At 38.2% G+C, this 23,467-nt stretch carries 20 protein-coding genes and 1 pseudogene; 6 read left to right on the top strand and 15 right to left on the bottom strand.

Annotated elements, in window-relative coordinates:
* Positions 1–44: 44 nt before the first annotated feature.
* Complete coding sequence (locus NO346_RS02720; RefSeq protein ID WP_036595798.1) at positions 45–2,531, top strand: heavy metal translocating P-type ATPase; 2,487 nt, start codon at positions 45–47, stop codon at positions 2,529–2,531.
* 10 nt (positions 2,532–2,541) lie between these two features.
* On the top strand, positions 2,542–3,000 hold the full coding sequence (gene cueR / locus NO346_RS02715; protein WP_023187990.1) for a Cu(I)-responsive transcriptional regulator: 459 nt from the start codon (positions 2,542–2,544) through the stop codon (positions 2,998–3,000).
* 212 nt (positions 3,001–3,212) lie between these two features.
* Here the strand turns inward: cueR and NO346_RS02710 are convergent, their stop codons facing one another.
* From NO346_RS02710 to NO346_RS02700, 3 genes are all read right to left on the bottom strand, one after another.
* The gene (locus NO346_RS02710; RefSeq protein ID WP_000394310.1) at positions 3,213–3,401 is read right to left on the bottom strand and encodes a heavy-metal-associated domain-containing protein; all 189 of its coding nucleotides are present in this window, start codon (positions 3,399–3,401) and stop codon (positions 3,213–3,215) included.
* An 80-nt stretch (positions 3,402–3,481) separates the two neighbouring features.
* On the bottom strand, positions 3,482–3,820 hold the full coding sequence (gene fdx, locus NO346_RS02705) for an ISC system 2Fe-2S type ferredoxin (protein ID WP_001124186.1): 339 nt from the start codon (positions 3,818–3,820) through the stop codon (positions 3,482–3,484).
* A 90-nt stretch (positions 3,821–3,910) separates the two neighbouring features.
* Positions 3,911–4,591, bottom strand: a complete 681-nt coding sequence (locus tag NO346_RS02700) for a DUF305 domain-containing protein (RefSeq protein WP_000680279.1) — start codon at positions 4,589–4,591, stop codon at positions 3,911–3,913.
* 488 nt (positions 4,592–5,079) lie between these two features.
* On the opposite strand from NO346_RS02700, the gene NO346_RS02695 reads away from it, so the two are divergent.
* A complete protein-coding gene (locus NO346_RS02695; protein ID WP_001289337.1) occupies positions 5,080–6,183 on the top strand; it encodes a hypothetical protein in 1,104 nt (367 codons plus the stop codon).
* On the opposite strand, the gene NO346_RS02690 is transcribed toward NO346_RS02695, so the two are convergent.
* The 6 genes from NO346_RS02690 to NO346_RS02665 form a co-directional block, all read right to left on the bottom strand.
* Positions 6,172–6,810 carry a hypothetical protein gene (locus tag NO346_RS02690; RefSeq protein ID WP_000530048.1) on the bottom strand — a complete coding sequence of 213 codons (639 nt, stop codon included), beginning with the start codon at positions 6,808–6,810 and terminating at the stop codon, positions 6,172–6,174. The two genes, NO346_RS02695 and NO346_RS02690, sit on opposite strands and share 12 nt — an antisense overlap.
* Positions 6,811–6,878: 68 nt before the next feature.
* Entirely contained in the window at positions 6,879–8,294 is a 1,416-nt protein-coding gene (locus NO346_RS02685) for a hypothetical protein (protein ID WP_004777765.1), read from the bottom strand.
* A gap of 19 nt (positions 8,295–8,313) precedes the next feature.
* Positions 8,314–9,405: a TniQ family protein gene (locus NO346_RS02680; protein WP_000622362.1), complete on the bottom strand. Its 1,092-nt coding sequence runs from the start codon at positions 9,403–9,405 to the stop codon at positions 8,314–8,316.
* A 19-nt stretch (positions 9,406–9,424) separates the two neighbouring features.
* The gene (locus NO346_RS02675; protein WP_000073961.1) at positions 9,425–10,276 is read right to left on the bottom strand and encodes a TniB family NTP-binding protein; all 852 of its coding nucleotides are present in this window, start codon (positions 10,274–10,276) and stop codon (positions 9,425–9,427) included.
* Positions 10,273–12,162 carry a Mu transposase C-terminal domain-containing protein gene (locus NO346_RS02670; protein ID WP_000999878.1) on the bottom strand — a complete coding sequence of 630 codons (1,890 nt, stop codon included), beginning with the start codon at positions 12,160–12,162 and terminating at the stop codon, positions 10,273–10,275. Before NO346_RS02670 ends, NO346_RS02675 begins: the two co-directional genes overlap by 4 nt.
* On the bottom strand, positions 12,155–12,853 hold the full coding sequence (locus NO346_RS02665; RefSeq protein ID WP_001064759.1) for a heteromeric transposase endonuclease subunit TnsA: 699 nt from the start codon (positions 12,851–12,853) through the stop codon (positions 12,155–12,157). Before NO346_RS02665 ends, NO346_RS02670 begins: the two co-directional genes overlap by 8 nt.
* Positions 12,854–12,967: 114 nt before the next feature.
* Between NO346_RS02665 and NO346_RS02660 the strand changes: the two are divergent.
* A pseudogene (locus NO346_RS02660) lies at positions 12,968–13,618 on the top strand (ATP-binding protein); the annotation flags it as partial.
* A 52-nt stretch (positions 13,619–13,670) separates the two neighbouring features.
* On the opposite strand, the gene NO346_RS02655 reads toward NO346_RS02660, so the two are convergent.
* A complete protein-coding gene (locus tag NO346_RS02655) occupies positions 13,671–14,459 on the bottom strand; it encodes a TorF family putative porin (RefSeq protein ID WP_256414149.1) in 789 nt (262 codons plus the stop codon).
* 331 nt (positions 14,460–14,790) lie between these two features.
* Positions 14,791–15,561 carry a TorF family putative porin gene (locus NO346_RS02650; protein ID WP_256414146.1) on the bottom strand — a complete coding sequence of 257 codons (771 nt, stop codon included), beginning with the start codon at positions 15,559–15,561 and terminating at the stop codon, positions 14,791–14,793.
* Between the two features lie 725 nt (positions 15,562–16,286).
* Here NO346_RS02650 and NO346_RS02645 point away from each other — a divergent pair.
* Positions 16,287–17,612 (top strand): OprD family outer membrane porin, encoded by a 1,326-nt coding sequence (locus NO346_RS02645; RefSeq protein WP_256414143.1) that lies wholly within the window; start codon positions 16,287–16,289, stop codon positions 17,610–17,612.
* Positions 17,613–17,717: 105 nt separating this feature from the next.
* On the opposite strand, the gene ppa is transcribed toward NO346_RS02645, so the two are convergent.
* Positions 17,718–18,245, bottom strand: a complete 528-nt coding sequence (gene ppa, locus NO346_RS02640) for an inorganic diphosphatase (protein WP_046737873.1) — start codon at positions 18,243–18,245, stop codon at positions 17,718–17,720.
* 116 nt (positions 18,246–18,361) lie between these two features.
* Positions 18,362–18,760 (bottom strand): MAPEG family protein, encoded by a 399-nt coding sequence (locus NO346_RS02635; protein ID WP_087536524.1) that lies wholly within the window; start codon positions 18,758–18,760, stop codon positions 18,362–18,364.
* Between the two features lie 151 nt (positions 18,761–18,911).
* On the opposite strand from NO346_RS02635, the gene NO346_RS02630 reads away from it, so the two are divergent.
* Complete coding sequence (locus tag NO346_RS02630; RefSeq protein ID WP_087545108.1) at positions 18,912–19,304, top strand: hypothetical protein; 393 nt, start codon at positions 18,912–18,914, stop codon at positions 19,302–19,304.
* Between the two features lie 83 nt (positions 19,305–19,387).
* Here the strand turns inward: NO346_RS02630 and NO346_RS02625 are convergent, their stop codons facing one another.
* Both NO346_RS02625 and parC read right to left on the bottom strand, forming a co-directional pair.
* Entirely contained in the window at positions 19,388–21,067 is a 1,680-nt protein-coding gene (locus NO346_RS02625) for an AMP-binding protein (RefSeq protein WP_178882886.1), read from the bottom strand.
* 156 nt (positions 21,068–21,223) lie between these two features.
* Positions 21,224–23,443, bottom strand: a complete 2,220-nt coding sequence (parC, locus tag NO346_RS02620) for a DNA topoisomerase IV subunit A (RefSeq protein ID WP_256414135.1) — start codon at positions 23,441–23,443, stop codon at positions 21,224–21,226.
* Positions 23,444–23,467: the final 24 nt, after the last annotated feature.

Raw genomic sequence — 23,467 nt, 5'->3', positions numbered from 1 at the left:
GGTTTATGCTCTTAATAATTGGGTAAGCACTATAGGTATATCTTATGGGAAAGGCAACAGATAAGCTTTCTAATAATATGAAAGTTACATTAAAAATTGAAGGGATGACATGTGCCAGCTGTGTTGGGCGTGTTGAAACAGCACTCAAAAAAGTTGATGGTGTACAGTCTGCCTCGGTCAATCTAGCGACAGAACGTGCAGATATTGTACTTGATCAGCCTGTGGATCGTCAGGTACTGGTTCATGCCATTGAACAATCAGGTTATGACGTGCCCGCAAATAATATTGAATTATCAATTAAAGGCATGACCTGTGCTAGTTGTGTAGGTCGTGTCGAAAAAGCCCTTAAAGCCGTTGCAGGTGTAAAAGAGGCCAATGTCAATCTTGCGACTGAGCGTGCAACGGTCAGTGGTTCAGCAAATGTCGATGACTTGATTACCGCAATTGATAAAGCTGGTTACGATGCCACAGAAATTCAAGCTTCTATTCCTGACCAGACAGAGCTGCTTGAGAAAAAAGATCAAGAACGTGCTGAACTTAAGCGTGATTTGATTCTTGCAACCCTATTGGCTTTGCCTGTATTTATTTTGGAAATGGGATCTCACCTTATCCCTGGTGTTCATCAACTGATTGATCAAACTATTGGGATGCAGAATAGCTGGTATTTACAATTCATCCTGACCACGTTGGTTTTAGTTATTCCAGGACGAAGATTCTATCTAAAAGGTTTGCCTGCATTACTCCGTTTAGCACCTGATATGAACTCGCTGGTTGCGGTTGGTACATTAGCAGCTTACCTATTTTCTATTGTTGCCACATTCATACCCAACATCCTTCCCACAGGAACGGTAAATGTATATTACGAAGCTGCTGCGGTGATTGTGGCATTAATCTTACTGGGTCGTTTTCTTGAAGCAAAAGCCAAAGGGCGAACATCTGAAGCAATCCAGCGTTTAGTCAGCTTACAGGCCAAAACTGCCCATGTTTTACGCGATGGCCAAATGGTAGATATTGCACTAGACCAAGTGGTTGCAGATGACATTATCATTGTGAAACCAGGTGAAAGAATCCCTGTCGATGGTCAAGTCACTGATGGAAAAAGTTTTGTTGATGAATCCATGATTACGGGTGAACCAATCCCTGTTGAGAAAGGCATCGGCAGTGATGTGGTAGGCGGCACCATTAACCAGAATGGCACGTTGACCTTTACCGCTGTGGCGGTGGGTGGCGAAACTATGCTGGCTCAAATCATTCGTTTGGTTGAGCAAGCACAGGGTTCTAAAATGCCGATTCAAGCTGTGGTGGATAAAGTTACCTTATGGTTTGTCCCTGCGGTGATGATTGCCGCAGTACTTACATTCCTAGTCTGGCTTATTTTTGGTCCATCACCAGCCTTAACTTTTGCATTGGTTAATGCGGTGGCAGTGTTGATCATTGCCTGTCCTTGTGCAATGGGATTGGCGACACCAACCTCAATTATGGTCGGTACAGGTCGTGGTGCAGAGTTGGGAGTACTGTTCCGCAAAGGCGAAGCCTTACAACTGTTAAAGGATGCCAAAGTTGTTGCAGTCGATAAAACAGGGACATTAACAGAGGGTCATCCCGTACTGACTGACTTTGAAGTGACTCAATTCTTTGAGCGTGATTATGTCCTAGGCATGGTTGCGGCTGTTGAATCCCGTTCTGAACATCCGATTGCTAAAGCAATTGTTGATGCGGCAAAAAGTGAAAACCTGACTTTACCTAAAGTTGATACGTTTGATTCAGTCACAGGCATGGGTGTCTGTGCAACCATCAATGGTAATGAAGAAATCAATATTGGTGCAGACCGTTATATGGTTCAACTTGGTATTGATGTTGCTCCATTTGTTGCCACAGCTCAGCGTCTGGGTGATGAGGGTAAATCACCACTTTATGTTGCTGTCGATGGTGAACTGGCAGGAATTATTGCAGTTGCTGACCCAATCAAAACCACAACGCCAGCAGCGATTAAGGCTCTACACCAATTAGGTCTCAAGGTAGCAATGGTGACGGGTGACAATGCTCGTACTGCTCGGGCAATTGCCAAACAATTGGGTATTGATGAAGTGATTGCTGAAGTTCTACCAGAGGGTAAAGTCAGTGCGGTTAAAGAGCTGAAAGCAAAATACGGCAATATCGCTTTTGTGGGTGATGGGATTAACGATGCACCCGCTTTGGCTGAAGCTGATGTCGGACTTGCGATTGGTACAGGTACAGATGTTGCAATTGAATCTGCCGATGTCGTGTTAATGTCAGGAAACTTACAAGGTGTTGCCAATGCGATTGCCTTGTCCAAAGCAACGATTGGTAATATTCACCAGAACTTATTCTGGGCATTTGCCTATAACACCATGTTGATTCCTGTTGCTGCTGGTATATTGTACCCAGCCTATGGAATACTGATGTCCCCAATCTTTGCAGCAGGAGCAATGGCTTTGTCCAGTGTATTTGTACTTGGCAATGCATTACGTTTACGTCGATTCCAGCCACCATCCGTCAGTCAAGGCTAAGGAGGATATGATGAACATTGGTAAAGTCTCTAAAGCTTCGGGAGTTACCGCCAAGATGATTCGTTATTATGAGCAGATTGGCCTAATTCCTGCTGCGGGACGTAATAATGCAGGATATCGCTCTTACTCAGTAAATGATGTTGAACGTTTAAAGTTTATCAAACGAAGTCGTGAACTCGGTTTTTCAGTAGCGGAAATATCAGACCTACTCGATTTATGGAATAACCGCAGTAGACAGAGTGCTGATGTCAAACGCCTGGCTCAGGGTCATATTGAAAAGCTGGAAGAACGTATCAATGACCTACAGCAAATGGCGAATACTCTCAAGGACTTAATCGACTGCTGTGCTGGTGATAATAGACCTGATTGTCCGATTCTTGAAGGTTTGCAAGAGCCCCACAATGATATAAAGGACGTTCACCATCATAATGACCTGCTTTCCGTTTCACCTTTAACCCGAAAGAAATAGCAATAGGATATAGGGAGAAGTAAAATTAATTTTACTTCTCCCTATTTTTTATATTTATAACTATGAACTAAAATATGTCATTTCTTTTAGATACTTACATTGTCAAATAACTGCTAATTTAACATCACAAACATTCCTAAATATTGAGCTTATAATTCATTGCCCACAAAAAAGCGACTCAATAGAGAGTCGCTTTATCATTTCGTCCGTTTTTAACGAGGAGGAAAACCAGCCTCGGTTAAAGCCTCAACGATTTGCTGCTGTGTTGCAGTTGTTTCAACTTTTACACTACGATTGGGTGGTTCGGTGATGACCTTTGCATTGGCATCTATTGCTTGAATTGCTCTGGTTACACCACGGGCACAGCCACCACAAGTCATATCTTCAACATGAAATTCCATATTTAACTCCACTATTACTATTCAGGATGTGTTTAATATAAACCTTGCCATAATTGTAAGGTCAAGCATTAAAAGTAAAATTAATGTCCCTCAGATATATAATTGACTGTGTACTTAGGTATTTCTACCTCCAAGTTTTCATCTTGGACCTTAACCTGGCAAGATAGTCTTGATTGGGCCGTAAGCCCCCAGGCACGATCCAGTAAGTCCGCCTCTACATCATCCATTTCTTCTAAACTGTCGAACCCTTTTTTCAGAACAACATGGCATGTTGTACATGCACCTGATAAATCGCAGGCATGTTCTATGGGAATGCCATGATCCAATAAACTTCGACATAAATTACTTCCGCTTTCAATTTCAAGTTCCGCACCCTCTGGACAAATCTTTTCATGCGGAATAACTATAATTTTTGGCATATAACATAATCCTCAATTCATCAAATTTATAGATAAAACAAGGGGCTTTAAAAAGCCCCTCATTTAAAAGAATATCGAATAGAGAAGTATCTACTTATGTTTACTTAACCATTCATTCATCATCTTGATTTCTGATTCCTGGGCAGAGATAACATCTTCAGCAAGCTGGCGTACTTCTGGATCAGAACCATATTGAAGAACTACTTTTGCCATATCAATTGCACCTTGATGATGGGGGATCATGCCTCTCATGAAATCAACATCAGCATTTCCTGTAAATGGAACCATCATATCTGCGTGCATTTCATCATTGATCTTAATATATGCTTGAGTTGATGGGCTATCTTCATTTTTGCTGCCAGAATGATTTTTGTTTTTTGCCAACCATTCATTCATCATCTTGATTTCTGACTCTTGGGCAGAGATAACGTTCTCGGCAAGCTGACGCACTTCTGGATCAGAACCGTATTGAAGAACTACTTTTGCCATATCAACCGCACCCTGATGGTGAGGAATCATACCCAACATAAAGTCAGTATCTGCATTTCCCGTGAAATCAATACCCATTCCGCTGTGCATACGAGTATTTACTTCCATATAGGCATTTGTAGATGGATTATCTGTTTTAGCTGAACCATTCATATCATGGTGCATTGAATGGCTTTCATGTTTATTCTCACTCATTGAATTTTCCTTTGGAGCGTCAGAAGAGGAACACCCCGCACTAAATACAATCGCACCGATCATTAACATTGGAACAAAGTGTTTCATGGAGTTATCCTCTTACTACAATTATGAAAAAATAATGGGTAATAAGCTCGGAAGTTATTCTTTCATATCAGGTACATCATTACCCTTGATGTAGCAACTCTATTCTTTCCAATTATGGTAAGGTCAACACCTAATCAAATAAAAATAATTAAAAGAATAAAACAATTAAAAACAAATACTTAAAGACAATTAACTCCGTAGTGAGTCACAATAATCAATAGAATTAAAAAAATCACCTCCAATCACAAATAATATTTTTATATAAATATCAATGTGATATGTGTCTTCATGGTTTCACAATTATTTATTTGACTATTGGATGCACTACAAAAGACTACAAACATTCTCAAACTTTATACTTAAAAATTATCTTACTTCCCATCTTAAATTTGAGCATTTATGACAATAAAACCTTATTTATTAAAACCTTAAAATAATTATTAAGGTATAATTATTTTAACCATAACTACTATTTTTTGAGTTTCACAATGTCTGAAATTGATTTTTATAAAAGATTGAACAGATTAGAGAAAAGACGAAAAGGTACTGACCTTACATACAATGCTTTTGATAGTGTAACAGCAGGCGTAACTTCATTTAATGAGTTTGATGAATTAAAACGTACAATAGAAAAATGGCAGATTGTATCAGACAAACCATCTATCCGTTATGCAGTAGGAGCAATGCAAGAAGTTAGTAAACGTTACACAGAAATCAGTATTGAAACTGCTAAAAGAATTGAAAAACAATTAGAGCCTAGGCTACTAAATAATCATAACATTGTCACAGAATACAGATTACAAGGGTCAGTTCCCCTAAATATTCATATCAAAGGTGTAAGTGATGTTGATTTACTTGTACTTAACAAATCACATTATCGTACAGAGGGTTATTTAGGTACTTTACGTCATGATGATATAAAAATATTAAGAGAACTCAGGAACGCGTGCACTTATGAATTAAGACAAGCATATCCTGCCGTAACAATTGATACTACTGGTGCTAAATCTATAACTTTAACAGGTGGATCACTTCCTCGGGATGTAGATGTTGTACCCTCTCATTGGGTAGAAACATATGAGTACCAACAACAAAAGCACCTTTATTTAAGAGGAGTCAATATTCTAGATAATAAAACTCCTACTACATTGATGAACTTACCTTTCAAGCATATTTTTTATATAGATTACAAATGTAAATACTATGCTGATGGAGGATTGAAAAAATCTATCCGCCTTTGTAAAACAATAAAAGCCGATTTAGTTGAAGAGGGCAAAGTAATTTACTTAAGTAGTTTTGATCTAGCCTCTATTATGTATCATTCCAATCTAGAAAATTTAAAGAAAGGTAGAACAAATGCTTTAGCAATAGTTCTTGAAACAAAAAGATTTTTTGATTATCTGTATCATAACCCAAACTATAGAAATAGCTTATATACACCTGATATGACCAGAAAAATATTTGATAGTTATCAGAAAGAAACCTCTCTCACAACAATGAGCATTGCCTTAGATAAACTCGTTACGGAAATACGTAAAGATTTGGGTTACCTATATGACGAAACCATTGGCTCTTATCCATTAGTTATCTAATTTTTCCCATAACATTGTTCCCATGGTTCTTCGACCAGTAACATTATAATATTTAGCACTGGCACTTTTATTGTCTTTATGAAGTGTCAGCTCTACAAATCCTCGATGGATACGTAACTCTTCATGATCTAAATCTTTTGGTTTGTTTTCATAACTATAAAGAACTTTGTATTCTTCAATTTCGTCATAAATAATTGCAGCAGAAATACTGTCAGATGTGGAAAATTCTGTTTCTAATCTGATTCTTACTTTATCCCAACTTTGTAAAATTGTTACTTTTCCAATCCACTCTCTATTGTGCTTAATCATTTCAGAATTTTCTTCTTGGTAATCAGAGATACCTTTACATGACCATTCTCCCGAAATATCAGGATATTTCAGAATCTTGAAAAATAAACCTGTTTTCCATATCCATTTATCAAATAGAAAATAAAAAGTAAGAAATAATAAAGCAGTGATAGCACTAGAAATGATGACATTCCAATAAGGAGACAATCCACCCAAGAACTTCAGTAAAAAGTAAATCAATATCCAAGATATAAACGTAGCAAGTGAATAAACATATTTCCCTGCATGAGACCTATTGAATCCATTATGAACACAATATTCATGACCTAATTGCCCCATACATACCCTCTGGAAGCCCAAAATTCAGTTTTAACTTTATGTAGCTACATTAGCGTTATATGGTCCAGTTATACAAGCAATTTAGGTATCCAATATTGCTGATCACCAAACCTCACTTCAAAGCCATCATTCAGCCCCCTATAATTAATACTATCCATTTGATTAAAAAAGGATTTATCCAAATTATGAAAATACATCAATCCTAACTTTATCCACTCTAGTTCATTAAAATTTTCCTCTGGGGCTTTCATGATGGCCAACAATTGTTTTTCCAGTTTCTTCATATTACTTTTTTCTGTTATTTTTTCATCTAGTACCCATGACGTATCAAGGTTCGTATCATAATTCTTGTTTAAAAAATTAAGAAAGCCAACAATAGCGCAAGCTTGTCCAGGGGACTTAAATAAGTAATATTTTACATGCCACATTGTTGGTAAATCTAATCGTGATTGACTTACCAACAGCATTAAAGCAGATGCTGGTTTCATGGCTAAACGGGCAGAACGTATACTCGTTTTCCCTAAATCCATTTTATTTATTAAAACCTGATAATAGTTCTGAAGAATTTGGGCTGAAAGCGATGAACCAGGACATGAGTTCGCCAGTTTTCTCAGTTGGTCAAATTCAGAACAGTGGCCTTTAGATTGGGTATCTATATGCAGGTGATGTACTGCAACCAACCACCGGATGGGCAGCTCATATTTGCGTAAACCACTTGTTCTTAGTCTATGTAATAAAGAGTCATTGTCTGGGATCTGATCTCCCCAAAGATCACTGGTCTTTTCAAAAAAATGAATATGTTTACGAATTAGTAATGCAGCCTTATGCGGTCCAACCTCATGATCAAGCCAATTCATATAATCTTTAAAGTAACCTTTGAGGCTTGGATTTACTAATGTATTAACCAGTTCCTTAATCCTATTCCCCAATATTCTTCGCCATGTACATAATTCACAGTATTTCCCATATCCAGCAGGAATCTGTTGCTGGCAAGTTAGACATTGAAGTGGTGGACAGGTCAAACATTTCTTACAAAGCATTTTGCCTGACACAACATCCTGTTCAATCAACCTATATCTTCTACAACTTTGGCATGTCTGGTAATCACGGGTTGCACACTTTGGGCAAACTCTTAAATTATCTCCAAAACGGCTGATACGAGATAAGCGTTGTGATGTCACACCACACCGTTCACAAGCTTGAAACTCTCTAAAATAAACTGAACAACTATTACAAACAGGGCCTTGCTCCGTTATTTTTCCTATAGGGTAATCAATACGCTGACATCTAATGCAAGGTCTATTGGTTTCACATTGTTGGCAAACGGCCAAGTTATCAGCTTTATATAATCTGGAACTTTTACCACACGACGGACAATCCTGTTTTTTAAAAACTCGTACATAGCACTTATGGCAATAGTTACGCTGTTTATAAAGTCGGTGTATCTTTTCAACCGCATCACCACATTCATCACACTGAGGCATGGTGTTGTCCCCCCAAAAGTTACCCTAGTTTTCTTTTTAATCTTAAAAACTTGCGTATTACAGTCTCCTTACTTTTAGGTTTAAAGGTAGCTACCAATGCTCTCTTTGGAGGGTAGTTCCGATAAATCGAGCCTAATTGTTCTTCAACAGGCCTTAATATGGCTGGCAACTGGTTTCTCTTATCCCAAAATGAAGACCTGTTCATATTTAAAGATTTTGCTGTTTCAATAAACTTTTCCTGGGGAATAATGAGTAATTGATAAATACAGGAAAATAGCCGTTCTCTCTCGGTAACTGGAAGTTGGTTAACAGCCAATCCATTCGATATAAGCTCAGGATGGGGCACCTGAATTCTGAGTTGTTCAAGAAAAGCCCATCCTTTTCCATTTACTGAGCCAGCTAAAGCTTTTCTAATAAATTGTGAAAATAACTTAATCACCGTTAACCAATCAGTTACTGAAATCAACTTGTCTTGATAGGTTGCACAGCCTTGTTCCAGGAATTGATCAAAGATTTTTTGGAATGCCAAGGCATGACAATCCACAAGGCTTTTATTAACCTCCAATAGACTTTTTTTACATATTGAACAGCAAGTCATAACCTGATCAGGGGCTTCAAGACGTCTAGGTTGAATAGCATTATGGCAATGAGGACATTGATCATGTAAATGCTGATTATGTTTTATACAACCTGTATGCCAGGCAAAACGCCAAGGCAGACGGAAATAGGCAACATTATCCTCAGATAGACACTCAGGACAATATTGCCAGCCACCTCGATGCTTACGGTTTCTTGTACCTAATACCAAGTACCATGCATCAAGAGTTTGATTATCCAGATTATATTTAATTAAAAAATTGCGAAGCGTAGCAGAATTAAATTGGCTTTCATCAATTTTTGTCGTATTGATCAATACCTGTACTTGCTCTGCACTTAAACCACGATCTACATCTACAGACCAGATTCGCCATTTGGGCCAAAGTACTCCAGTTAAACTTAATGGGTCACAACCACTGTCAAGTGCGGCACGTATCAACCAAGAAGATAATGCCTCATCTTGCTTTAAGTCCGTGGGAATAAACCATGAATGGATTTCTGTTGCACTTATCATACCTAGTCCTCCACATTGCTTATTTCACACTTTCTAGCAAGCTACGGTCGATAAACTCCTGACCAGAAACAACAGCTTTCTTTGCGGCGTCCCGTAAAATCGTTCGCAGATTACCTAAGTTTCCATCTGTAATATCATGCAGATATTTTACTGTTGCTGGTTCAGCCAGTTTTGAAGCCTGTTTGAGGGGAAGAACTTTCTCAAATTTATTTACCATAGCTTGAAAGTCTTTATCTAGTTTCCATAAGGGCAAATTAACCACACGAAAACGGCTGACATGCTGTGGATCAGTACGCAGAACACTAATTGCTTCTTCTGTACCAAACCCAACAATGGGTATCTGTGTTTCATTACACAAATACTTAATCGCATTCATTACTGTTCTTTGCTTAATCGGACTGCCACATAATAGAGAATTCATTTCGTCGATAATGAGGAGCTTTACCTCATAAAGTTTAAGGCAATGGACCACTTGGTAACGTAGCTTCGCAACGGGATCTCTTTCTCGAAAAGGAACCCAGAACTTATCAAGAATAGCCATATACAGAGCTTTTTCATCAGGGGAAACAGGTGCCTGTACAATGATTACAGGTTTTACTGCATTATTTTCTGCATTGACATAACCCTCCCCATACAGCTTAAAGAACTGGTTAATAATTGAGGTTTTACCATTATTTGGCTTACTCAATACCAGTAAGTTGGGCATACGGCTCCGCTTAGGAAGTGTCAGGAATCCTTTCAATTGGTCTAACAAGTCATTGGCTGCTGGATACCCAATCCATCGGTCCTCTTCCAGGAAGTAGAGTCTGTCCTCATTAGACTGTTCCACAATAGGGCGAAACTCTTGAAAAACATGTGAATAGTTACTCATGAAATATCCTCATCATTTTCCAGCTCATCGAGAGGCAATAAACCATATACGTTTTCAAGCTGTTGCTCCAAAATCGTACTCTCTTGTTGAGGTTTTTTGCCCTGAATTGAAGCAGGGTTAACACTCTGTTGATGTTGGGTACTGCGCTGATGTGATCTGCGAGCCCGTCGAGTTTTAGTACTTGCCTCCTGAACACGCTCCCGAAGTTTAGCTAGAGCCTGTCCAAGTTCATGATCTTTTAGATATTCGCCAGTTTCCTTTTTCAGTTCCTGAATCTTTTTGTGTTCCCAAATACTAAATGGTGGAATACTTTGATCCGCTAAAGGAACCTTAAAATAATTTTTGATTTCGGGATCAAAGAACCATATCTCACTAATATTTCTTGGATCACGCCTAAAGATAAATTTACGTTTTTCCTTTTGATTATCAGGGTCTACAGCATTAATCCAACCTCTTAGTACATCAGCATAATAAGCAAGACCATCAATTGTTACACCTGTTGTTTGAATCGTCCTTTCAAAACTTGGTAGAAAATCAAGAAAGAAATTATGATCATTTGCAGGCAATCTAGCAGCCCCAGAACCTAACGTGTTTTTATCACCAAAGATACCTAACTCAAAAGCATGTAGTGGAGAAGTACCTAAAGCAGAGTGTTTCCTTTTGTGGTAAACATTACAGATAAAATCAATCAGCCAGTCCTCAAATTCGGAGAATGTGAAAACTGCTTCCGCATCTGAGTTATAGCCTTTTCTTTCAAAAATATTTGAAAAAGTTGTTCCTGGAACTGCGTGAATATCGGTTGCAAATGTTCCCATCAAACGTTCAATGTGCCCGCCAAAACGTGGTTTTTTAACTGGTCGGTATTCCAGACGAATATCATGTGCCATACAAGCATTTCTGAAAGTTTCTGAGTGAAACTCAGGTCCATTATCGACATGAATGGTGTTCATAATTCCCCAGACAGGCCATTCAGCTTGAATCTTGCGCGAAGCTAGCCATTTCTCTTTGGGCAGTACAGCTTGAGAAACGCTCATTGCAATAGACATAACAGAGGGGGCATCTAATGATAAGTAATATCCCACAACTACCCTTGAACGCACATCAATTGCCAACGTAAGAAAAGGTCGTCCTATAGGACACCTGCTAAAATCATCAACCAGAATAAGATCAACAGGCGTATGGTCAATCTGTACGACGGCAAGTGGATAATCAGCATGAGGGAATTTCCCTGCGGCAGGTGTAAATTTGTTATCGGCCTTTTCCTTATGTCCCCTCTTACGAAGAGAGTCTCTCTGGCTAATCGCTGCAATACGATTTCTTACTGTATTGGCATGAGGCACCTCTAGGATATGGTATTCATGACATAAGCGTTTCACTTCAAGTACAACTTTTTGAACACTTATTCTTTGATTAGTTAGGTATAAATCCTTGATGGCTTTTTCAATGATTGCTTCAGCATGTTTATTAATTATCTTCTTGCCTTGTGGCAATCCCTCTTTTCTGGGCCGCAATCCATCAATAGTTCCATATGCCTTATAGATTTTTAACCATCTATAGATAGTGGCTGGATTAATATCATGTTCTTGGGCTCGTAACTCTACTTCCTTACGACCACTCACGCCTCCCTCAATGAAAGGTCGGATGATGTTGAAACGTCTTTCAGCCTCAATCCAGTCTTTATCAGCGATGAGCTCTAGATCTTCATACTGTTCCACAGCTATTGATGGCCTTAATTCACTGATAGCCGCGATACTTTTCCTGCCAGTATTATTGTTTTCAACAAAAACCGATTTTAGGTCAATGACTTCAATAATCGTATGGGGAATCCCTTTTATCTGAACCGGCTCCCCAGCAGCTATTTTGATATTCACACGTCTATCATTCATGACAACTCCCATTTACCCAAAGTTCAGTAGATGGCTGTAAAGGCATACTTAAATCGCAAACCAGATAACCATGAGCAACTAAATACCAGATTTGACTAATTCCATTGGCTCTGTCCCATTTTCCAAGAAAATGTCTGGCTAATAGAGTCTCAAAAGTTACTGCTCCTCGATCTCTCACATAATCCAATAAGTGCTTTGAATCAGCAGGGGGAAATTCCATCTTTCGGTACTTTTGTAAAAACATGGCATTCGACCATAACTGGTCCCGAATACGCCCCTCATGTGCAATATGAAATTTCCAACCCTCTTCTTTGCATACCCTCATGGCAGCACGATATCTAGCTTTCCATAGATGCAAATTAAGTTGCAATTCATCTGTAGGTTTTACTTCAACCAGTTTAGGTGCAATAAATGGAATAAAATCATTATGCTTATAAGTTACTAGGTAGTCAGGGGTGTAAACTCGTTTCTGTCCATTATCAAAATACTCAATGGTAAATGGTTGAGACTCAACAGCAAGAACATTGGGATCAACCTCTAATCGAATAAGGAAATCCCGTTCAAGAGTTGATTCAAAGGCAACTGCGGAATCTTTTTTAAAAGGATATAAACCAGATACACTGATACGTGTATTACCAATTTTTCTTCGAGCTGGTACGATGTTAACGGTGTCGCATGATTGATTGTTCATTCTAGGTTCCGTTGCATAGTTCTTTATAAAATTTGTCGCATAGTTCTTTATAAAAGGTGGTCTAAGTCTTTGACCCTAGCTTATATTGTCGCATAGTTCTTTGTAAATAACAGCGGTTCACAACCTAAACCAGGCGAAATTACACTTGCACACTTAGGCGTATTATTTTTAGATGAATTACCTGAATTTGACCGTAAAGTTTTGGAGGTTCTCAGACAACCGCTAGAGTCGAAAGAGATCGTCATCTCCCGTGCGGCAAGACAAATGACATTTCCAGCGAATTTTCAATTTATTGCAGCAATGAATCCATGTCCTTGTGGTTACGCATTTAACCAAGATAGCCGCTGCCAGTGCTCAGCAGAAAATATTCAGCGCTATCAAAACCGTATCTCAGGTCCATTACTAGATCGTATTGATTTACATATTGATGTGCCACCTTTGCAGACCAAAGAACTACAAGATCAAAGTCCGACAGAAAGTTCTACAATTGTGCGGCAACGCGTGATGAAAGCTTATGATAAACAAATGTTAAGACAACAATGTTTGAATCAGGCACTTTCTCCAAATTTGCTAGAACAATATGCTCAATTAGATGAAAATTCAGCCAAAATCATCGAAATGGCTCAACAGCGACTTAATCTCTCAGCACGCGCCTATCATCGGGTGTTACGTGTGGCACGCACCATTGCGGATTTGGCAGAAAGTGAAATTATCTCAAGCTCGCACCTGACTGAAGCACTGTCTTATCGGGGTCATTCAACTTAAAACCAGACCATAAAAAAAGCGACCTTATAGGTCGCTTTGGTGTTTATTGTTCTTAGAAAGCGTAACCTAAACCCAAAACAACTTTATTTTTTTGCTTTGTTTCATCACGAGTATAGCCACCGAAGATATAGTCTAGACTCCAAGTTGCACCAGTATTACCTAAAGGATGTGACAGTCCAAGAGTTGCGTGACGGAAAGCAAAATCAGTTTTGGTGACATCTCCTGCTTTAGCTTGGTAAGCTAAATACTCATCATCATCACCATAATAATAAGCCGCAACTTGTGCTTTACCTGTAAATCCGCCAGCTAATTTAGGTGCATAAGTTGCTAGGAAATAAGTATCACCTTTATTTCCAAAAGTGACATTATTTAATAAAGTTTGAGCTGTAATACTCAAATCTTTATAACTTAAGCCGACAATGGTTTCATATCCCGTTGATTCCCAACCTGGATAATAGTAATAAACCGTACCACCAATTTGATAACCAAGATCATCTGTAATCTTGCCTTTATAACCAGCATATAAATCATTTTCAAATGACTTCTTCTCTTCCTTCACATCTGTAGGTGAGGTATTAAAATCTGCATAAGCAGCTGTCAATGTTGAAAACCAATAACCCAAATAAAAACCACTATCATGTGCATAATCAAGCCCACCTTGTACTGCAGGTGTATCACTTTCAGGTGAATTTGTCATACCACGTAGATTATAACTAGATACTACGTTTACATTTCCTGTAATCGTTCCTGGAAATGGTAGCTTTGTTTCTTCAGCCAAACTTAAAGTTGATGCTGTAAATACCATCGCTAGAACTGTAGCTTTGCATGCAAATTTCATCATATTGATTTCCCCCATGATTTAGATATTCAACTGATTTATGTTCTAAATTGCATCATGATGAAATTTGCAAATGCTGTGCCAAAAGTAAAAATTAAATTAAAATTAAATATAAGTTATTGATTATAATTATATTTTAAATATATTTATTTTATTTTTCTATTAATCAATCAACCGCTCAGGATTAAAATGTGATAATAAAATGCATCTTTAAATATAGAGACGCACATAATTAGCACCTATTTTTAATATGAAATTTTCGTTTTTCTTTTCTAAAAATGAATAAAAAAAGCCAGCAATTTGCTGGCTTTTAAAACATCAATCAATTACATGATTAGAATGTTTTGTTTAATGTAAATACTGCACCTGTTTCAACACCACGTTTATATGGTTGCGCATTTGCATCAATGTTTGTTCCTACAGCAGCTAGTTCAGCTGACAAACCAGGTACTGATTTCACGCTATAAGTTACACCAACTTTCCAATCAACATAGTTATCGTCTTCACTACCATTGTCGCTAAAGTCGTAATCATCAGCTTTGGTATAACCAACGCTAGCTACACCACCAAAACCAGTGTCAGCAAAAGGAATAGTATAAGTTGCGTTTAGATACCACGCATCTTCTTCTAAACCAAAGAAGTCGTTAGTGTAGTTAACAGCAGCTAAAAGACTGTCACCAGAAGCAATAACACTGCTGAATCCTAATTTAGCGTATAACTCAAGCCAGTTAAAATCTGAAGCACTTGGATAACCGTAATACCATAAACCAACATCTAATTTTGGCTTACCAGCAAATGGTAATTCAGTTGCATAACCTACATATGGGTCTAACTCCAAATGTGGATCAGCAGAACCAAAATTTACATTTGAACCCCATACCCCTGCATACAAACCAGAAGAATGAGATAAAGCAAAACCACCTTGTAATGCTGGATCACTTTGAGTTTGTGTCATACCACGATAACGGTAGTCTGTAGTTAAAGCAGCATTACCTGAAAAAGTAAGACCATTTTGAGACAAAGTGTTTGCTTCTTCTGCCATAGCAAAAGTCGAAGTCATAGCAAAAATACTTAACGCGATCGCCTTACATGCAAATTTCATCATATTGATCTCCCCCATGATGGATATTCGACTGAATTTATGTTTTAAGTTGCACCATTATGTGAGTAGCAAATGCTATGCCAACTTCTTTAAAGCACTATAAAACCTAGGTTTGATGTCACAGCTTTGTCATGAAATATATAAAGAGAATAAAAAAGGGCTATTTAAGCGTTTTAAAATAGATTTTTTGATCCATTTTTAAGCAGAAAATAAGATTAGTAATTAAACCGCACAAAAATAATGCAACAATACTGCTCGACAATCGATCATTGTTAAACATTTAAAGTATTGGCTTAAAAAGCGAGGAAAATTCGCACAACATAAGTGCAACTTCTAAAAAACGAACGCTTTTTGATACAAAAATTTTACCACTTATCGGGATGTCATTTTTTGCAAATCAACCCAATCATTTTTTAATCAATTACAAAATAACTCATTAAATTTGAAAAGAAATTATCAACATAGTCACATATTTTAAAAAGAAAATATCAAAAAATAATCAATTTTAATTACAGGAATTATATTATATTTTTCATATAAAAAACAATTATTTAATTTTAATTCATCTATTTTTTATACAAGAATAAAAACAAAAAATCTTATCCTATTTTTGTGTAAATTTAATTAAAATATTTTAATAAAAATCTATCTTTTTTATGCATAACTTATACAATTGGTCAAAATTTCGATTCTGACCGAAATTGATCTTATTTATTATGAGGCTACCTATGCCAAAGGCAAAGAAACTAACATTAGCGGTTTTGATTAATGCCGCATTGATCTCCTCAACATATGCAAGCGAACAAAGCGAAGCAAAAGGTTTTGTTGAGGATGCAAATGGTTCAGTATTGTTCCGCACAGGCTTTTTAAATCGTGATAAAAAAGACGGTTTAACAAATGATACAAGCTCAACTGCTCAAACTGCCATTTTTGATCTTCAATCAGGCTTTACAAAGGGTATTGTTGGCTTTGGTGTTGGCGTAGTAGGTGATGCATCTTTTAAGCTTGGTGCGAATAATAATACGGGTAATCAAATGATTCCTGTAGATGATCGTGGATTTGCTTATGATCATTGGGCTCGTGGTGGTGCCAATGTGAAAGCACGTATTTCCAACACAACCGTGACTTATGGTACACAGGTGTCAACACTTCCTGTCATGGCAAGTAATCAAGCCCGTTTAGTGCCTGAGTATTACACAGGTGTTTTCATTGAAAGTAATGAAATTCCAAATCTAAATGTGGTTGCAGGTAAATTCACAAAAAATCAAATGTCAAACCAAATTAGTACCGATAAAGATGTGACAGGTCAAGGGCTTGATCGTGCAGTAGTTTGGGGTGCTAAATATAAATTTAATGATCAACTCAACTCATCGTATTATGGCTTAGATGTTCAAGATAAGTTAGAACGTCATTATGCTAATGTAAACTTTACCCAAAGCTTAAAAGACAAGAGTACCTTAACACTTGATGCCATGGGTTATCATACAAAATGGGATAAAGATGCACTCACTGATTCACATACCACAGATGATCTAGCAAACCGTAAAAACTCGATTTGGGCTGTTTCAGTGGGCTATGGCAAAGATGTACATAATGTCATGCTTTCTTATCAAGATAACACAGGTAATACTGGATATGACTATGGCTATAATGCTGATGGTTTACAAAGTATCTATGTCCCTAATTCCTATTTAGGTGACTTTAATGGTAATGATGAAAAATCTGTCGGGCTACAATATAACTACAACTTTAAAAATCACGGTTTACCTGGTCTAAACTGGACAACTGCATTTGTTTATGGCTGGGATATTGATATCGCTAAAATAACAGATCGCTCAAAAATCATTGACCAAGCTGAAGAACATGAGCTCTTTAACCAAGTCAAATATACAGTTCAAACAGGTACATTGAAAGATGCAAGCCTACGTGTTCGCTATTCTTACTTACGTTCAAGTGATACCTATAATAATGTTTCTGGTCAATATGTCAGCAATGTCATTGGCTCAACCAATGAATGGCGTTTGTTCCTTGATATTCCTGTGAAACTGTTCTAATTCACAGCTTTATTTAAGTCATAAAAAACCTCCATTCAATTGAATGGAGGTTTTTTTATCAGCTAGACTTTAAATCATAAAATCTAGCTGAATCTACTCAGAAAATTACTTCTTAGCAGCTTCGATTGCTTTCAATACTTCAGCTTTTGCAACGTCAGCACCTTCCCACCCGCTGATTTTTACCCATTTACCTGGCTCTAAATCTTTATAGTGAGCAAAGAAGTGCTCAACTTGGCTAATCAATAAAGGTGGAAGATCTGTATATTCTTTCACATCTTTATAGAGAGGAGATAACTTCTCATGTGGAACTGCGATGAGTTTCGCATCGATACCACCATCATCTTCCATTTTTAATTTACCCACTGGGCGGCAACGGATCACTGAACCCGCAGCAACAGGATGTGGAGTTACAACAAGTACGTCTAATGGGTCACCATCTTCAGATAATGTATTTGGTACATAACCATAGTTAGCTGGGTAGAACATTGCTGTACCCATAAAACGGTCTACAAATAACGCATCAGAATCTTTATCGATTTCGTATTTGATTGGCGCTGCATTTGCAGGAATCTCAATGATGACATAGATGTCATTTGGTGCGTCTTTACCCGCAGGAATATTGCTATAACTCATATCAACACTCGTTTATCTTGTGAACTTAGATGTAAATCCGACAGATTATAGCGTGAATACCATAAAAATGATGCTAGATATGCTGAGCGTTAATGAATTTTATACTCAACATCGATTTAGGTCAGTTTAATCGTAATCACAAACAGTAAAATTGGACAAAATATTGAAAAAAACCAAATAATCGAACGTAAAGTAGCTAGATTCGCTAAATAACAGATGCCATAAATAATGCGAAATATAATATACGCCCAGCCTAAGCTCAGAATAAATTTCTCAGGCACAACCATATATTCAGCCATTAAAATTGCAGCGATAAATAAGGGTAAACTTTCAAAACTATTCTGTTGTACTGCATTGGCTCTTGCAGCTAGACCTGTCGTTTTCGCCAAAAAATCACGCGGATTCTGATTATCCTTTGCTTGGAAGCCACCTTTTGCTTTTGCAATTAAGGTAAAAACATATGGCAATAAACACGCAACGATAAGAATCAATATAATGCCGCTAATACCTTGCATGCTGATATCCATCATTTGAAGTTCTTGTGATCATGCTATCATAACTTATAATTTATCAAACTTTCATTTGTGCTTGTTCAACAAGCACTGCTTTTATATATTCTGCTAGTTTTAAAAGTAGTTTTCTTTGATTCAATCTCAAGGTCATGTTATGCCAGCTCAAGATCAAAACAAATTGTTTGATGTTCTTGCTCAACAACGACAGCATCAGCTTTTAGTTGACCGCGTTCTGAAAGTAGTGTTGCCCATCATCGCATTTCTACTCAGCGTGATTTGTGCAAACCTCAATTGGCAATCAACTTTGGGGACTTTTGCGATTCTCACACTTGCATTTTATGCGGTTGGAATTAAAAGGCTCACACTTTGGCATTGGCTAACGATAGTTGTTCTCTACGTTTTTGCGGACAATTACTTCAGCTTTAATGGAATTGACCCAATTCGGTTACGTTTTCAACTTGCGACCATGCTTGTATTTGTTGGCATTGTCGGTATTGGACGGCCTTATATTGATCGTTGGTTGATGAAATCAAATAATACTCAATAAGCCCAAATAAAAAAAACGCCACAATTGTGGCGTTTTTTATTTCCAATAGCTCCCTTATTTTAAACGGAGGCTAAGTGGGATTCTTAAGCTGGTTTACGTAAATCTTTACGTAAGATCTTACCTACGTTCGATTTTGGTAGATCATCCATAAACTCAACATAACGTGGGCATTTATAGCCTGTTAAGTTTTGTTTTGCATAAGCAATAATTTCTTCAGTTGTTAATGAAGGATCTTTTTTCACGATGAATAATTTAGGCACTTCACCTGATTTTTCATCTGGCACACCAATCGCAGCAACTTCCAATACTTTTGGATGCTTCGCAATCACTTCTTCAATTTCACTCGGGTAAACGTTAAAGCCTGAAACCAAGATCATATCTTTTTTACGGTCTACAATTTTGAAATAACCGCGTGAATCCATGACACCAACATCACCCGTACGGAAGAAACCGTCTTTGGTCATGACTTTCTCAGTTTCATCAGGACGATTCCAGTAGCCTTTCATTACCTGTGGACCACGAATCGAAATTTCACCCTGCTCACCAAATGCCACTTCATTACCATCATCATCAAGTAAAGCAACTTCAGTCAATGGTAATGGGATACCAATCGTACCACTAAACTCTGTTGTTGCAGGCGGGTTTGCAGTCGCCACTGGCGATGTTTCAGATAAACCATAACCTTCGATAATGATCGTACCTGTTACTTTCTGCCAAGCAGCAGCCGTAGATGGTAATACAGCCATACCACCACCCATTGCCATCTTCAATTTGCTATGGTCAAGCTGTTTGAATTCTTCGTTATTCACTAGGGCATTAAACAAGGTGTTTACTGCTGGGAAGAAAGAAGGTTGGTATTTACGTAATTCGCCAACGACTGCTGGTAGGTCACGTGGGTTCGGAATCAAGATATTCGCTTGACCTTTATACATACCGTAAAGCGCGCACACCATGAATGCAAAGATGTGATAAAGCGGTAACGCACACACGATACGATCATCTTTAGAACCGTCACCTGTGCCAAATTTACTTGAGAAAATACCATCACATTGTAATAGGTTAGAAACCAAGTTACGGTGTGTTAACTCAGCACCTTTAGAAACACCTGTCGTACCACCTGTATATTGCAGTACAGCAGTATCGCTTAAGGTCAAACTTGGACGTTTATAATTGCTTGGATTCGCTTTACCTAACGCTGCATTAAATTTAACGTGGCCAGGAATATTCCATGCTGGAATTTGTTTACGTACTTTACGTAAAACGAAGTTTACAATCGTACCTTTCAGTGTACCGAGCATGTCACCGACAGAAGCAACCACAACATGCTTCACTGGTGTTTTACCAATAATGCTTTGATAAACACTAGCAAAGTTTTCGATGATTACAAGAGCTTCTGCCCCAGAGTCATTTAACTGATGCTCAAGCTCACGTGAAGTATAAAGTGGGTTTACATTGACCAATACTAAACCTGCACGGAATACACCTAGAGCAACTACTGGATACTGGAATACGTTCGGCATCATCACCGCAACGCGCGATCCTTTTTTCAAGCCCAGACCTTGCAGGTAGGTGGCAAATTTACGGCTGGCGACTTCTAATTCATTATACGTTAAAACTTTATCCATGAAGATAAAGGCATCACGTGAACCAAATTTTTGGAAATTGCGTTCAAAAATATCAACAAGTGAGGTGTTTTCAGCAGGCAGCGCAACTGTTTCTGGGATTCCTGTCTTTTGGTATTCTGCAAACCAAATTTTTTCCATAATGCCATTATCTCCGAGTAGTAATCCTTAAAAATGTAACGACGTTACTTTCCATGACAAAACTTTTTTTTAACTTTTGGAATTGCCCTGTCAATCTATTCAAATAATATGAATACCTTGTCATATATAACGTATTTTTATCACAGAATACTAGCCTTATCTCTGAATGAGGAGTCTATTTGCTTTTTGATATCCCCGTGGTAAAAGTTGCCCCTTTGTTGCTCTTTTTCCTATATATTTTTGGAGATCGTCCCCTTTCAGTTTTAGGTGTTGTTGTCCTGCAGCGACTTGGATTATTTCATCTAAACTCAGTGTTGTCATGGATAAAATTTGCTCTTTTTCATCAAGTTGTATCAACTTGTTACCTTTACCTTTATTCAGAACAGGTAATTCAGCCAAATCTATGATCAATAAGCGCCCTGATGAACTGAGAATTGCAACATGTGTGGCTTGTTGAATTGGCAATAAAGGTAAAGCGGTTGCATTGTCTGCAACTGTCAAAAAGGCTTTACCTGCTTTCGCATTGGTATCTAACTGCGCCGCTTGCGTTTTAAATCCATATCCGTTTGAACTGACAGCAAGTAACTCATTACTGTCCTCATCAACAAATACTTGAATAAATGACACGCCGCTGGCTGGTGCAAGCTTTGAGCTCAATGGCTCGCCCAAACCACGTGCAGAAGGGAGACTACTAATCGGCAGCGCATAACTCCGCCCTGTTTCATCTAAAAAGTAGACTCTCTGATTGGTTTTCCCAACTGCATGACTCAAATATTGATCACCTGCACGGAAATTTAGATTTGCTGCATCAACGTCACCACCTTTAGCGGCTCTCACCCAGCCTGCTTCTGACAAGACCACAGTTACTGTTTCTGCAGGCATTAAATCTTGCTCTTTGATTTGTACCGCATCTGCACGTGTCACAATCGGTGAACGACGATCATCACCGAACTTTTTCGCGTCTTCTTTTAACTCACCAATAATTAAATTCTTCAATGATTCAGGATTTGCAAGTTGCTCGCGAATAATCGCTGCTTTTGCTTCCAGTTCTTCTTGTTCACGGCAGATTTCCATTTCTTCAAGTTTAGCCAAATGACGAAGCTTGAGCTCCAAAATTGCCTCAGCCTGAATATCATCAATCCCAAAGTGCTGCATCAAAACAGGTTTTGGTTGATCTTCTTCACGAATAATCCGAATCACGGTATCAATATCTAAATAAGCAATTAAAAGGCCTGCCAAGATATGCAAACGCTTTTCGATTTTAGTTAAATGGTATTGTAGACGTCGTGTTACGGTTTGCTTACGGATCTCAATCCATTCCAACAAAATACGGCGAATCGATTTGACTTGAGGACGACCATCTGCACCAATCATATTCAAATTAACGCGATAGCTTGATTCTAAATCAGTGGTCGCAAATAAATGGCTCATCACCGTTTCAGCATCTACACGATTAGAACGCAATACAATGACTAAGCGTGTTGGATTTTTATGATCTGATTCATCACGAATATCTGCCACCAAAGGCAACTTTTTCGCAATCATTTGATCTGCAATTTGCGTGACGACTTTTGAACCTGAAACTTGATAAGGTAGCTCAGTAATCACAATCTCATTTTTTTCGACCGTATACACTGCACGCGCACGATAGCTACCACGCCCTGTGGTTTGGATTTTCAGTAATTCTTCTGGTGGCGTAATAATTTCAGCTTTGGTCGGTAAATCGGGTGCTGGAATATATTCTGCTAATTTTTCATCAGTGGTTTCAGGGTTACGAATCAGCGCAATCGTACCTTTGACCACTTCACGTAAGTTATGCGGTGGAATATCAGTTGCCATCCCCACTGCAATGCCCGTCGTACCGTTCAGTAGGATATTGGGAATCCTTGCAGGCAAAGTAATCGGTTCTTTCATCGAACCATCAAAGTTATCTTGCCATTCACTCGTTCCTTGCCCAAGCTCACTCAGTAATAATTCACTATAAGCAGACAATTTGGCTTCGGTATAACGCATTGCAGCAAATGACTTAGGGTCATCAGGTGAACCCCAGTTGCCTTGACCTTCAATCAATGGATAACGGTAGCTGAATGGCTGTGCCATCAATACCATCGCTTCATAACAGGCTGAGTCACCATGCGGATGATATTTACCGAGTACATCGCCAACAGTACGGGCTGACTTCTTCGGCTTACCTGTCGATTTTAAGCCCAGCTCACTCATTGCATAGACAATACGACGTTGTACAGGTTTTAAACCATCGCTGATATGCGGCAGTGCACGATCCATAATCACGTACATGGCATAATTTAAGTAAGCTTGTTCTGTGAATTCGGCTACGGAGCGGTTTTCGGTTGCATGATGTGCAAGGCTGGTCATTTCAGCAAGTCATCCAAAATCATT

Source organism: Acinetobacter sp. 5862, from assembly GCF_024494585.1.
Lineage (GTDB): Bacteria > Pseudomonadota > Gammaproteobacteria > Pseudomonadales > Moraxellaceae > Acinetobacter.
Note: the sequence above shows the minus strand (reverse complement) of the source record. Positions and strands in the feature narration are given on the sequence as shown.

Coding starts and splice junctions, on each gene's coding strand:
- NO346_RS02650 (WP_256414146.1), bottom strand. CDS start 15,561: ATGATGAAATTTGCATGTAAGGCGATCGCGTTAAGTATTTTTGCTATG.
- NO346_RS02700 (WP_000680279.1), bottom strand. CDS start 4,591: ATGAAACACTTTGTTCCAATGTTAATGATCGGTGCGATTGTATTTAGT.
- NO346_RS02675 (WP_000073961.1), bottom strand. CDS start 10,276: ATGAGTAACTATTCACATGTTTTTCAAGAGTTTCGCCCTATTGTGGAA.
- NO346_RS02695 (WP_001289337.1), top strand. CDS start 5,080: ATGTCTGAAATTGATTTTTATAAAAGATTGAACAGATTAGAGAAAAGA.
- NO346_RS02685 (WP_004777765.1), bottom strand. CDS start 8,294: ATGCCTCAGTGTGATGAATGTGGTGATGCGGTTGAAAAGATACACCGA.
- NO346_RS02710 (WP_000394310.1), bottom strand. CDS start 3,401: ATGGAATTTCATGTTGAAGATATGACTTGTGGTGGCTGTGCCCGTGGT.
- NO346_RS02670 (WP_000999878.1), bottom strand. CDS start 12,162: ATGAATGATAGACGTGTGAATATCAAAATAGCTGCTGGGGAGCCGGTT.
- NO346_RS02630 (WP_087545108.1), top strand. CDS start 18,912: ATGCCAGCTCAAGATCAAAACAAATTGTTTGATGTTCTTGCTCAACAA.
- NO346_RS02720 (WP_036595798.1), top strand. CDS start 45: ATGGGAAAGGCAACAGATAAGCTTTCTAATAATATGAAAGTTACATTA.
- NO346_RS02635 (WP_087536524.1), bottom strand. CDS start 18,760: ATGCAAGGTATTAGCGGCATTATATTGATTCTTATCGTTGCGTGTTTA.
- NO346_RS02625 (WP_178882886.1), bottom strand. CDS start 21,067: ATGGAAAAAATTTGGTTTGCAGAATACCAAAAGACAGGAATCCCAGAA.
- ppa (WP_046737873.1), bottom strand. CDS start 18,245: ATGAGTTATAGCAATATTCCTGCGGGTAAAGACGCACCAAATGACATC.
- NO346_RS02655 (WP_256414149.1), bottom strand. CDS start 14,459: ATGATGAAATTTGCATGCAAAGCTACAGTTCTAGCGATGGTATTTACA.
- NO346_RS02680 (WP_000622362.1), bottom strand. CDS start 9,405: ATGATAAGTGCAACAGAAATCCATTCATGGTTTATTCCCACGGACTTA.
- NO346_RS02645 (WP_256414143.1), top strand. CDS start 16,287: ATGCCAAAGGCAAAGAAACTAACATTAGCGGTTTTGATTAATGCCGCA.
- parC (WP_256414135.1), bottom strand. CDS start 23,443: ATGACCAGCCTTGCACATCATGCAACCGAAAACCGCTCCGTAGCCGAA.
- NO346_RS02690 (WP_000530048.1), bottom strand. CDS start 6,810: ATGGGGCAATTAGGTCATGAATATTGTGTTCATAATGGATTCAATAGG.
- fdx (WP_001124186.1), bottom strand. CDS start 3,820: ATGCCAAAAATTATAGTTATTCCGCATGAAAAGATTTGTCCAGAGGGT.
- cueR (WP_023187990.1), top strand. CDS start 2,542: ATGAACATTGGTAAAGTCTCTAAAGCTTCGGGAGTTACCGCCAAGATG.
- NO346_RS02665 (WP_001064759.1), bottom strand. CDS start 12,853: ATGAACAATCAATCATGCGACACCGTTAACATCGTACCAGCTCGAAGA.